Genomic DNA, 12,554 nt, shown 5'->3' with positions numbered 1-12,554 from the left:
AATCTACGACTTTAAAGCTTTCACTTCTCGCGGGATACCGGCTAACGCGTCTCGCGAAGATCTGAAATCTTGTGATCGCCTATCTGCAACCATAAGTGCGGGCACAACAATCACGGCACCGGCAATATTGATCAGCAGGCATACCAACCCTACATTTCCCATCGAGAGGTGCGTCGTTAGCGTGCCTATCAGCCCTGCGCCCAAGGCGTAAGGAATAAGTGAGTATCCTTGAAGGGCCGCCACAACCCTACCCTGCGGATCTAAGGCTGCAGCAGCGCCGTATGCATACGAATTGAAGAACATCGTCACAGCGCCGTAAAGCACCATACCAGCGCCGTAACCCGTGACACCGTGACTCGCGAGGATCAGATAGTCCGCAGTCCCTGCGAGGACAGTCCCAGTTACCAATGGCACCGTCCGCCCCGCAGTTGTCCCAAGTGCGACCGCCAGCAGCGCGCCCACGGTAGCCGCTGCGGTCGACAATGCGAAGACCCAGCCTATTCCGCTGGAAGACAGTCCTATTGTCACAGCCGCTTGTTCCGAATAGGCGTAACAGCCACCAAACATCGCGTACACGAGCGTCATAGAAACAAAGAGGCAGCCAATTGGCACACGCCGATCGCGCAAACTCTCATTTACTGCGGTGTCAGCAACGACTTTCGTCCTCGGAAGCGCAGTAACAGCCAATGTCATCGCGAAAACTGTCAACGCAATCGCCGAAAACAGCGAATCGCTTCCAAACCTCTCTTGCACCAGCGGTAATGCATAGAGAATTGCCGCAAATGCAAGCGACATGATTGTATAGACGCGTCCGTAGATGCGCTCTGAGTCGCCGGTTCCAGCAACGACCGCCGATACTACGGTCAGCATGCAGCCGCCGCCAATGCCTGCGCCGATTTGATAGGCGATCAATGCGGCCGGTCGCGTCTCGAGGCCGCACATGCCCCAGCAAATTCCCGCAAGCATTCCGCCTGCTATAGCCGTGCCTCTCCACGGAATCCGCTTCAATAGGAAAGAGGTTAAGCATGCCGCCATTGCAATCGCCCATATATGGATTCCTCCGATCCACCCTGCGCCTGCTAGCGGCAGTCCTGGTTTCTTCGCCAGCGCGCCGACAACATACGGAAGAGCATAGGCGCCCATCAACGCGGTCATCATGCTAGCCGTCAAGGAGATAAGGCCACCATTGTGAAGTTTTTGCACGACGAGTCTCCTTGACTAGTTCCGTTGCGATTCCTGCAATCCGTCCTTACTGAACAGGACCGCTTTCCCATTCTTATCGAACACCGCAGCGGTAAAACTCGATCGAGACGGCGAACGCGTTACTGTAAAAATGCAGTCACCACCTGACGAGGTAATAACGGTACCGTCCAGTCCGACACCAACGATTTTCGTCCCGTCGGCGACGAGTCGTGTGATCGATGAATTAGTCGAACTACTACAGCGCCGCCACGACTCTCCCGAATCTCGCGACTGGTAAACCGATCCTCTCAGCCCGGCAACGTAGTATGTCCCGGACGGTGACGCGAGCCCAGTCCATAGGCTGCCCGTATAGCCCGTCTGTTGCCGCTTCCACGTTTCACCAGCATCAGAGGAAACGAATACCACCCCCTGCTCTGCGGTCACAAGGAGGCCCCGTTGAGATCCTGTGCCGGCAACGCTATAAAGATTCAGGCGATCCTGATTTTTTCCGGGACCGGACGGCAGCGCAAAATTGGTCCAGTGTGCGCCGCCGTCGTCTGTACGCAATGCAAGCGACCACAGTCCAACGGCAATGCCATGCCTCGAATCGATGAACGCAACAGAAAAGAGCGGTTGATCCGTCGTTGTATCCACGCGCTGACGCAACCATGTCTCGCCGCCATCGTTGGTGTGCAGGACTATACCCTCATGTCCGACCGCCCACCCTTCTCGCGCGTTCACGAACGCGACGTCGTTCAACGTCGCGCGAGTGGGAACGACGCGCGCCTGGCGGAAAGTCCTTCCCTCGTCATCGGAAAGTAGAATGATGCCGTGTTCCCCAACTGTCACAATTCGCGTTTCTGCCCGAGTGGCTCCTAGTATCACCGAATGCCCCGGGTCGACCCACGCGCGAGCTTGTTGCAATGGGTATTCCGGCAGTACGCCCGTCGAATGAGCTTTCGGAAGCAACGTCATCGCACACAGCGCGAGCGAAACCCGAAGCAAAACCCTGTGAATTTTTCCGTACATGATCGTTTTCAATGAATTAGGATCCCCGGGACGCGAACTGGCTTGCGTCTCGGGAACATTCGTTCGAGCGTGACGACCAACGCCGGCAGGACAGTCATCGCCATGCCGGCATTGACCACGAACATGAATGCCATCAACTGCCCCATGTCAGCTTGGAACTTCAGGGACGAGAAGCTCCAAGTGATCACCCCCGCAGCAAGTGTGAGGGCTGTAAATACAGTCGCGACTCCCACCTCCAGTATGGAGGATTCGACTGCGGTGACGATGTCGTCCCCTGCTGCAAGATGAAGCTGGAGCCGGTTGTAGATGTAGAAGGCGTAATCAACACCGATTCCGACGGCGAGCACCATCACAGGAAGCGTCGCCTCCGTTAGACCAATCTGCGCCTCCTTCATGAACCAATAGCCAACGAAGGTTGCAACGGTCAGAGGAGCGCAACAGGCAATCATTGCACGCCAGTCCCGGTAGGCCAGGAAAACGAGCACGAGAATCGCAGCGTAGACATACAGCATCATCGGCAATTCGGCCTTGCTGACGGCATCATTTGCCGCCGCAATCACTCCGATATTTCCTCCCGCGAGACGGATTGACACATTGCTCAGATGGTTCTGATGACGATATCTCTCGACGGCCGCGATAACATTGTTAATCGTTGACGCCTTGTGATCACTTAGATACAGATGGACGGCAGTCATCGAGCAGTCTTTCGTCATATACCCACGACTGCGGTTGATCTCGGCGCTTAGCGCAGCGTAGTTGTCCGCCGCAAGCGGGACCACAGACATCTTCGGATATCCCTCGTTATACCCCTCGCTGTAGCTCTTCAACATCTGGGCATAAGAGTCGGTTGAGACCACCCCTGGGACCCGTTGCATCTGTGCGGTAAAGTCATCTTCAAACAGACCCACGTTAGCGTTCGAGCAGGCATCAGGTCGCGGTTCCTCAAAAACGACGCTCATCCAGTCGAGACCGACAGCGTAGTTTGAGGCAATCGACACCGCATCACGGTTGAATCTCGACGACTCTCTCAGTTCAGGCGCGCCGGGCTGCAGGGTCCCTACGATTCGATCTCTGCTTTCCCACGCGGAAAGTCCGAGCAACCCGACAGCGAGAAGAACCGTTATGAATGCGTTGCGCGGACGCGCAACTCGCGCGATACCTCGGAGCCACCCGGATCGCCTTTCTCGAGCCGCGAGCGCTGCTTTCGCAAACTGCGTGCTGAAAGCGCAGTATGAGGCGGCCACAGGAAGCATCACCAGATTCGTCACGATCTTGAACGCCACGCCGATCGATGCCGTCACAGCGAGTTCCCTGACGACCGGTATGGGCACGAACAAAAGCGTGATGAAGGAAACAAAAGCCGTGCTTAGCGCCAACGTCCCCGGAATCAAGAGGCCCTTGAAACTATGCTGGGAGGCGGCGAGCGTGGTCTGTCCTTCAGAGACTTCCCTAATGATGAAATTGATTTGCTGGATGCCGTGGGACACGCCGATCGCAAACACAAGAAACGGCACCAGAACGCCTAGCGGGTCAAGTCCATATCCCAGCAGTTGCAAGCTGCCGAACTGCCATACCAACGAAGTAAGCGAGCATCCGATTGCTAACAGCGTGAAACGAAGCGAGTGGCAATACCAATAAACCGACACTGCCGTCAAAATAAGGGCTATCGCGCAAAATAGCACCACCGCCGATGCACCGTCCGCAATGTCACCGGTCTGCTTTGCGAAGCCGATGATCTGGATTTCATATTGCGAATCCTCGAATGGCTGTCGGATCTTTTTCTCCAACAACCGGTTGAAGTCGATGTAGTCGAGAGATCCTCCCTGCACGTTCGTTTCGTTGATGTCGGCTGTCACCATTGCGCTAGACCCGTCCCGGGAAACGAGGACTCCATCGAACCCGCCGTTTGTGGTCGATGTCCGGATCTGCGAGATAATGCGCGCAGTCAAGCGATTCGGAGTAACCGTCCCACTGATTAGCGGTTCGGCCCGAAACCCCTCCTCATCGATCTCGTTGACAAAGGTGTTGGGCGTCCACAAGGATCGAACACTGCCCCGATCTACTCCCGGGAGGAAGGCTACCGCCTGAGTCACCCGATAAAGACGTTCGAGTCCCGAAGTCGTCCAAATAAGGCCTTTGCGATTTCTGACAACCACCGTGACTCGGTTCGCACCAAAAAGGTCGTTTCGGTACTTCTTGAACGTCAGGATGTACTCGTGATTCAGCGGCATCTGTTTATCGAAGCCCGCATCCATCTTGAGTTGAACCGCAAAGGACGCCATGAACACAGAAAGGGCAGCAATTACCAGCAAGACCGCTTTGCGGTTCTCAAATACAAGATGCTCAAGGAAGCTAACCACTTTGTTTAACACCTGATCGTCTCCTGATCAACATTCTGAGGCTTTTGCCCTATCAAGAGCGAACTAGAAGTTTCTTGTCGCGAAGAGTCCAACAAAGTTTCGGTCCGCATAAGGTTGCCCAACCGTGTTGTGTCCGCCCCAAAACGCTGTGTAGTTCAATCCTGCTTGCCAGATTGTGGGATTCTGATTGAAGAGTATGTAGAGGTTTGCAGATTTCGCCCCTTGGGAGTAATTCGCACTCAACGACGGTGTGTATCCGTATACTCCGTACGTAAAGGTGACGCCTGGAGTGACCTGCCAACCCGGAATCACGGTGCCGTCGTACGTAAGGTTAAAATCCAGTGTGACGCCACCCGAGTTTGCGGTTCCTTTTCCGGTGAGAACCTGATAGCCCAATGCCTGATTCTGTGTCAGCCACGTCCAGTATCCAGCTGCCGGAACCTGAATCACAGGAATGCCGTTGATTGTGTTCGAGATTTGACCGTCCGAGCTCACACCCGGGTAATAAATCCACGAAGCTTCAGCGGTCAACAAAGCGGCGTCGGCACCGATAAGCTTCAGGAAAGGATAAGCACTACGAGTCAGACTTAGCTGTCCATTAATCGTATACTGGAAGCGCTTCTTGTCGACCCAGCCGTTGCATGCAATACCCCCAACAGCGTTCGTGTTCGCGTCGAGCGGCCCTCCAGCGCCGAAGCATCCAGTGAGTGCCACTGCGTCATGCGGACGGAAAGACAACTCGTTCCCAATCGCCCAATCGCCCAGCGCGAAGTTAGCACTTAAGCCGAACAGCTGCCTGTTGTTCAGGTACGAAAATTTCCCTGTACCGTCAGCTTGCGATGAAAAGACCGGGTTCTTGTCGGTATAGTTTTCGTAATAAAAGCCGAAATTGATGTCAACACTTCTTGGCTGGTAGCTCAATTTGAAGCCAAACTGGGGGCGATACTTGTTAGGCAGTTCAGTGTTTACCGGGATACCGATCGAGTTATAAGGAGGTCCCGCGTAGGTCCCGTTCACGAGCCCCTGGTTAACATTATTGACGGTGTTCGTATCTTGAGAGGAACCTCCGGCGATCGTTCCGGCGTTGATGCCTCCAGCATTGAAATTATTCGTATTGGCCGTCGCCGGCCATGCCCCTCTGCCGAAGCTATTTGACGTCGACCAGTAGCTACCAACGGGCGGGAATTTATTGCTATTCCATTGAAACTGATAGTAGGCTTCCGTGGCGAATCCAGCCGGCAAATTAGAAGCGAAGCTGATCATCGGGGCCGGTAGAAGCGCTTGCTTCAATTGCGTGCCCGGTATTAAAAGCTTCTGCACGTCCAGTGAGTTGGTTGCGTTGATGCCCCCAAAGGCGAAATAACTTTCGCCCCAGTTGATAACCTGGTTGCCCACGCGGATATGCGCAGACTGGTCTCCGATCCTGAAGTCCTTTTCTGCCCAAAGGTCGAGAATCTGCGCGTTCTGAACGATCTGTCCTTTCGCATCAGCACTAAGTGCGGTTCGTTGCGTGCTGCTCGCGAGAAAATCGTACATGCCTGTACCTCGAAGCATGAACTTATACCCTTCCGCCGGCATCGTGAGCAATAGCTCACTAGTCGCACTGACGTATCCAGTATACGCCTGCCCCTTTCGGTAGTTCAGATCTCCGGCGTCGCCATTCGCCCACTGTGCGACATTAGCGGCGCTACCGCATCCGTTCGCTGTCGGGTCTCCGGTGAGGGAGCAGCTCGGGCTCTTTGTTCGTATGCCTAATCCAGCCGTCAGATTGGTGACCCACGAGCCCTGAAGATCACTCAATCCAGTGTCAAAGTTGTATGCGCTCGCGGATACACTTGTGAGCCCGGCGAGGCAACCCATGATCATCCTGGTGGGCCGAGAACGGATTTTCATTTTAATTTCCCGCGTAGTGGGTGGCGACGTGGCTTATCGTTCACTGATGTTCTTCAGATTGTCCGACGTATAGAAATCGTCCTTGAATTTTGGGTCGTCGGACTCAGCAAACCAATGCGTGTCGGAGCCCGATCCAATTGTCGAGACGTCCGACACGTAGCGGCCGTTTGCGATGTCGTATTGGACGAAAGCCTCGGTGTCGCATGTTCCGCCAAGCTCCCATACAGGAATCGAATAACCCTCCTTCACCTTCCACAGCTTTCCTTGAGCGTCGTAATCCTCGCCCGCCAGAATTAGGCCGGAATCCTCATCGATGTAAAAAACCTTCTTCACTGCAAGATGTCGTGCGTCCGGCTTAAGCGTTGCTTCAACAATAAAGACCCGATGCATCTCGTAACGGCGCGAGCCGGGGTCTACCCCCTCCGGCTTGAATACGGCCTCATACTTCGCGGCGAAGTTATACATCCCGAAGTTGTTATACGGGACGATCAGTTCTTTTTTCCCAACCAGTTTCCAATTGAATCGATCAAGCCCGCCGGTAAAGAGGGAAGTCTCGTCGATCGTGTACTCGTTTTCGAAACCGATCTGGGGCGCGTCGTAAGAGTATGACGGCATCCGTCGAACGCGGCGTTGCCCGGTGAAGTAATAGTATGTGTCGTTAGGCTTATCGAAATAGTAGCGTTGCACCAGCCCCTGACCTGCAAGCGCCGCAGGCGTATTATACTGAGAGAAGAGCCCGTATTGCATGTCCACCTTGTCCGCCGGAGTGGCGCCCTTCTTTCCCCACGGGTAGTACACGCTGTCCTTCGATTCCGCGATAATCCATTGAGAACTACCCGGTCGTGGCGATACGGCGGTGATCATCTTTTGCCAGCTCATACCCACGCCGCGATAACGCATTAGGTGATTCCATATTGCCTGAGCCCCATTCTTAGGGTCGGGAAACGGCAGTCCCGGCAACGTGGCCGATTGCAGATACTCGCCATTTTTGTCGAGCGTTGCGTTCGATGCATTGGTCTTCATGTTCGCCTGCATCCACTCCGGAAAACCGCACTCGCGGTGACTGGGATAGACGTCCATGCGATAGCCCGGCCTGGTTTTGAAGAGCTCTACCTGTCCGGGTGAAAGACTAGCCACATATTTATCCACATTGCCGGATGTCACCGTGTAGAGCGGTTTCTCATCTTTATGTGCCCAGAACTGCTCCCGCACCTTGCCGTACGACCAGCCTGCCGGAGGGGGCTGAATACCGGAAAATGCGGGCACTAGCCCGTCGGAACTCGCCCCTTTTTCAGCGCCTGCTGTTTGAGCCTGGGCACAGTTAGAGAGCGCGGCGACGCCAAACAGTGCCACGGAGATGACGCTTAATACCTTTGAGACTTTCATCGACTACCACTCCCTTGAAATTTGGACCTCGTAGGACCGGCCTCGCTCCGACCATCTACTCCATTTTTTTATAATTTCACGACGTCAAAAGTGCCTCTGCAACGCAGTTTTTCTGGTTCTTAGCATGAGAAAATTCATGCAGGCAAGCGCTAACGCCTCAGGCGTCTTCCCGATAGGGGACATCCCGTAGACGTTCGCCAGCAGCGAACGTGTGAACTTGAGCGCTCTACAGACTATCCCTTAGTCTGCTCGGAACGTTCGTAAGGTTTTTGCATGCATCACTGACTCAAGCCACGGGGCCTCTGCCTGCGCGAACTACCGCACTTGCGAGCGCAGTTGCTTGCATGCTGAAAAAATCACCTTGTATTCTTGCCGCGAAATGTCGGCGCGTCGGGATCCGATGCCGAGCCCACATGCGCCATGTACACGCTCACGGCGCAATAGAGCCAAGGACTCCCTCACCATCCCTTGCCATGTCCTGCGCTACACTTCTCCAAATGGAAAGCTATCGAGCCGCTCATGCCCCGTCTCAGGAATTAACAACTGCGTTTAAAGCTTGATCGACCCGCTTCGCTCCTCGGTGACGAGGCTCTCGACGCGAACGACCACGCTGGGTTCGAACCCACCCGACACGACCGCCTCACCCCAATCCCCGTGCAGTAGAATGACCGGCCATTCGTCAGCCGTACCTACACCGTGAATCGCGTTTGACTACCGGTAGGGAATGTGGCGGTCAAGGATTCGCTAGCTTCGTTCGTTAAACTTGACGAAACTGAGGCCCGGCGTGAGCAGAGATACGTTATAACTGCAGAGCCGCCTTGGGTAAGCGCGAACTGCGGCGCTAACTCTGACTGAGCAATCTAGTCCTCAGGGCCAGCTTATCAAGGTCAGCGGGTCGGCCAAGGCCATTGGGCGTGTTCGATGAATTAACGCCAGGCAACGAGCCGGGCAGCGAGCTGTTTGCGATGGAGCGCGGCGCGCAACAAATGCCGCTTGAGCGCGAAATGTTGCAGAAACCGACCGAAGCACGATAGAAATTTCTACGCGCGTTTCGGGTCGCGAAGCCGCGCATCCGGCGCTCCCGTTCGCGCGTCGTTTAATGGCTGTTCTCGGCCCGGTTGTTCAGTCGGGCTGCCGCTTTGACGAACACGTGCTTCACGCTCGCAAGTTCCGGGATCTCGGCTTTGGCCGCCGGGTGTCTGCGCAACTCATCAGTGACGATCTTGCGTGGAACCGGACTCGAACGCGGCACGCCCTTGAAAACGCGTTTGGTTGCGGTTTTGTCGCGCCGCTTTTCCAGTAGGACGTCAAGCTCGGTGCCTTGCTCGTAAACCGCCCTCCAGTGCAGATACGGTTCTGCACGAGAACGTGACGAACATTTCGTCGAGATGCCATGTATTACCCGGCTTACGTCGCGCCGCTTTGACGCGATGAGCAAAGCCCTTACCAAACTTGTCATACCAACATCGGATGGTCTCGTATGTGACGATCACGCCGCGCTCGAGCAGCAGCACTTCGATGTCGTGCAGGCTCAACTGGAAGCGGAAATACCATCGAACCGCACAGCTGATGACCCCAGCCGGAAAGCGGTGACGGTGATAGATGCCATGGGAGGGCTGCGGAAGTACGCCCGGCGGAGTAAAAACAGGATTCGCAGACCCGTTTTCTATAAAAGGTCAGTTCAAAAAGGCCGCTCAGCTCGACTGAAGATGTTCCACCAGACGAGTGAGCAGGCTAGTTTGAGGAATGCTTCGTGAATGTCAGATCGGCGTTCGAAGCGAATGCGAAGACGACGGAAACCATGGAGCCACGAATGAGTCCGTTCGACGACCCAGCGGAATTTGCCGAGGCCGCTGCCGTGTTCGGTGTGGCGCCTGGCGATGACCGGTCTGATGCCACACTCGCGAAGTGGCGGCGATGCGAGTCGGAATCGTAGCCACGGTCGGCGTAGATGACTTTGGGCTTGCGAAGCGGTCGGCCGCGAGTGCCGCGAATCGATGTGATAGCGTCGACCAGCGGCAGCAGTTGCGTGACATCGTTGCGGTTCGCGCCGGTCAGAATCGCGCTGACAGGAACGCCTTTCGCGTCTACAAGGATGTGGTGTTAGGACCCTAGTCGTGAGCGATCGGTGGGGTTTGGCCCAGTTTTTGGCCTGCTCCAACGGCTCGCACGGACGATGAGTCGACAGCCGCATATGAGAAATCGAGTTGGCCAGATACGTGCAGCTTGTCGAGCAGCAGCCCGTGCAGCTTGTCCCAAACCCCGGCCTGCTGCCAGTCGTGCAACCGACGCCAGCAAGTCGCTCCAGAGCCGAAGCCCAACCGGGTCGGCAGATGGGTCCATCGCATCCCTGTCTTCAGCACGAGCAGGATGCCATTGAGTGCTGCGCGGTGCGCGACCGGCGGACGCCCAGGGTATCGATTGCGTCGCGGCTTGGGCGGTGGAAGTAGCGGTTCGATCAGTGCCCACGGTTCGTCATCGATGATAGGTGCTGCCATTCCTTGATCCGTTGTTCAGGCCTCCAAGGATAACCGTTTAGTGGGAAAGTAAGCAGCCGTCACGGGCTCTTTTTGAACTGGCCTTTAAAGGAGCACCGTTACCGACCAGCTGCGCAGTTATTTCGCGGCGAAGTCTGATATTCCCGAGCTGGCTCAGGTTAAGCATGTCTTCGTCAAGGCGGCCGCGGGCGTGAACGCCACATGTGCGGCTTCCGCGATCCAAATCGCACGCCGGCGTTTCCCTCATGCTTCGGCGCGATCCGGCAGTACTTCGTGCTACCCCGACATCAGATGAGCGCGGCATGTCATAGCGCCGCAGTCAAAGAACGCTTCGCCACATGGCATGGTTGGGCTGTCACCGCCACACTCGCGAAAGTTGCCTGATCAGGATAACTACCTTGTAGTCAAACAGGCAGTCCACGCCGGTTTTGAATTGCGCTTCATCTCAACCCCGACAGCTTCCTTGGCGCAGATCCTTCGCCACGTAATTTTATCGGTCCCGTGTGCTAGATTGAGCGCTTACCATTAACCGAGCAGCCTATAATGTTGATTGAACCTCGCAAGCCAAGACGCTTTATAGGTTCAATCCCTTTTGAAACCCCGATTCAAGACGCGCGACATCCGGCGATCCTAACCAATCCGCAGTTTCCAATTGATACAAGACATGTCCATTGACCGTATAGACGCCAATATCCTTACTCTGCTTCAGCGGAATAACCGCCTGACGTCCGAAGAAATAGGAGAGACCGCCGGGCTGTCGTCGACCGCTGTGCAGCGTCGTTTGAAGAAACTACGCGCAGACGGGGTGATCGAAGCCGATGTGTCGATCGTGGAGCCTAAGGCCGTTGGGCGTCCGATATCAATGATCGTGATGGTAACCCTCGAGCGCGAGCGAGCGGATATCGTCGATCGTTTTAAGCATTCTATCCGGCAGACGCCAGAAGTCATGAATGGCTTCTACGTGACCGGCGATTCCGATTTTCTACTAATCGTCACTGCCAAGAACATGGAGGACTACGAGAAATTTACGCGTAAATTCTTCTACGAAAATCCCGACATCAAAGGATTCAAAACGATGGTGATTATGGATCGGGTAAAAGTAGGGTTCTCCGTGCCTATCGACATTTCCGACTTGAGCGGCGAATAAGCGCTAAGGGCTTCAAAATTACATCCCGTGCACTATCCAATCCGCGCTTAACCGGCGCGTTGACCTGGTATTTCCCACTCCGCCATTTTTTTAACGAAGTGTTGAACTCAAGAGGAAATGAGGATTCCGTCTGCCAAATTGCTTTATTCTGATCGAAAGATCTTTCGAGATTGCAGCGGAAAGCGGAGCTTTAGTGAGTAGTCGCATGACTTGCCGCGACTATCCCAACAACGACGATGTGCCACAATCATGATGCGATTGATGCTTCTTGGTTGGAGCCGCTCTCCATAAGTATTGCGCCAATCAACGTCCGCTTGGTGTTTGTCTGGCACGAGCATGAATGATGGTCACCTGCCTTTATATCGCCGGGCTGTGCGATGCCGATTTTCCATCCAAAAGCCACCGTTCGATGTACCGAACCACGAATAGCGCGAAGAAATTTATCACCAGATAAAACGCCGAAGCGATTGCGAATATCTCGATAATCGCGAAAGTCTCGCTCATCAATCGCTTTGCCTGCCCCGTGATTTCCAGCACCGTGATAGTAGACGCTAAACTTGACTCCTTGATTACGATGGCAACCTCATTGCCGTATGCAGGTAGCGCCTGACGCACAGCAAGCGGAAACCTGACGCGCCGTAGAGTGGTAGCGGGAGACATGCCACATGCGAGTGCAGCCTCGAGAGTTCCCTGTGGCACCGCGAGGAATGCGCCTCGAAAAATCTCCGACGTATACGCGATGGTATTCAGGAGTACGGTCATCATTGCGCAATGCAGGCTATCACCAAACAGCCACCACAAGGACGGCGTGTCCTGAATAAACGACAACTGCCCGAAACCGTAATAGATAATGAAAATCTGAACGAGCATGGGAGTTCCGCGAAAGAACCCGCTGTACGCGTCGCCGAGCGCAGTGAAAGCGCGCTGCGACCCGGTCCGCAAGAGTCCCAGCGCGACCCCAAGTGGAAACCCTGCAACAATTCCCACGACGCCAATCAGCAACGTAACTTTCGCTCCCTGCAATAGCAGGGACAAGGACATATCAATCAGTTGACCCAT

7 protein-coding genes and 3 pseudogenes are annotated in these 12,554 nt (G+C 55.0%); 2 read left to right on the top strand and 8 right to left on the bottom strand.

Translation table 11 applies throughout. From position 1 onward, the window contains the following. Positions 1-3: 3 nt before the first annotated feature. From ACFSNN_RS03905 to ACFSNN_RS03875, 7 genes and pseudogenes are all read right to left on the bottom strand, one after another. Positions 4-1,203 (bottom strand): MFS transporter, encoded by a 1,200-nt coding sequence (locus tag ACFSNN_RS03905; protein ID WP_134466051.1) that lies wholly within the window; start codon positions 1,201-1,203, stop codon positions 4-6. Positions 1,204-1,218: 15 nt separating this feature from the next. Continuing rightward, complete coding sequence (locus tag ACFSNN_RS03900) at positions 1,219-2,211, bottom strand: WD40/YVTN/BNR-like repeat-containing protein (protein WP_377779162.1); 993 nt, start codon at positions 2,209-2,211, stop codon at positions 1,219-1,221. Between the two features lie 8 nt (positions 2,212-2,219). Next, positions 2,220-4,583, bottom strand: coding sequence for an efflux RND transporter permease subunit (locus ACFSNN_RS03895; RefSeq protein WP_208949647.1), 2,364 nt, complete (start codon positions 4,581-4,583; stop codon positions 2,220-2,222). Between the two features lie 51 nt (positions 4,584-4,634). After that, positions 4,635-6,431, bottom strand: a complete 1,797-nt coding sequence (locus tag ACFSNN_RS03890) for a DUF1302 domain-containing protein (RefSeq protein WP_377688931.1) — start codon at positions 6,429-6,431, stop codon at positions 4,635-4,637. 66 nt (positions 6,432-6,497) lie between these two features. Further along, entirely contained in the window at positions 6,498-7,850 is a 1,353-nt protein-coding gene (locus tag ACFSNN_RS03885) for a DUF1329 domain-containing protein (RefSeq protein WP_134466053.1), read from the bottom strand. A gap of 926 nt (positions 7,851-8,776) precedes the next feature. Next, positions 8,777-9,454, bottom strand: a pseudogene (locus ACFSNN_RS03880) (IS6 family transposase). Between the two features lie 77 nt (positions 9,455-9,531). Further along, positions 9,532-10,348 (bottom strand): annotated as a pseudogene (locus ACFSNN_RS03875) (IS5 family transposase). A gap of 88 nt (positions 10,349-10,436) precedes the next feature. Between ACFSNN_RS03875 and ACFSNN_RS03870 the strand changes: the two are divergent. Together ACFSNN_RS03870 and ACFSNN_RS03865 are read left to right on the top strand one after the other, a co-directional pair. Next, positions 10,437-10,732: pseudogene (locus ACFSNN_RS03870) on the top strand (IS6 family transposase); the annotation flags it as partial. A 280-nt stretch (positions 10,733-11,012) separates the two neighbouring features. Next, entirely contained in the window at positions 11,013-11,495 is a 483-nt protein-coding gene (locus tag ACFSNN_RS03865) for an Lrp/AsnC family transcriptional regulator (protein WP_134466054.1), read from the top strand. A gap of 357 nt (positions 11,496-11,852) precedes the next feature. Here the strand turns inward: ACFSNN_RS03865 and ACFSNN_RS03860 are convergent, their stop codons facing one another. Further along, the gene (locus tag ACFSNN_RS03860) at positions 11,853-12,554 is read right to left on the bottom strand and encodes an ABC transporter permease (RefSeq protein WP_208949648.1); all 702 of its coding nucleotides are present in this window, start codon (positions 12,552-12,554) and stop codon (positions 11,853-11,855) included.

The sequence above is a fragment of the Paraburkholderia dipogonis genome, from assembly GCF_042680985.1.
GTDB classification, from domain to species: Bacteria; Pseudomonadota; Gammaproteobacteria; order Burkholderiales; family Burkholderiaceae; genus Paraburkholderia; species Paraburkholderia phytofirmans.
Note: the sequence above shows the minus strand (reverse complement) of the source record. Positions and strands in the feature narration are given on the sequence as shown.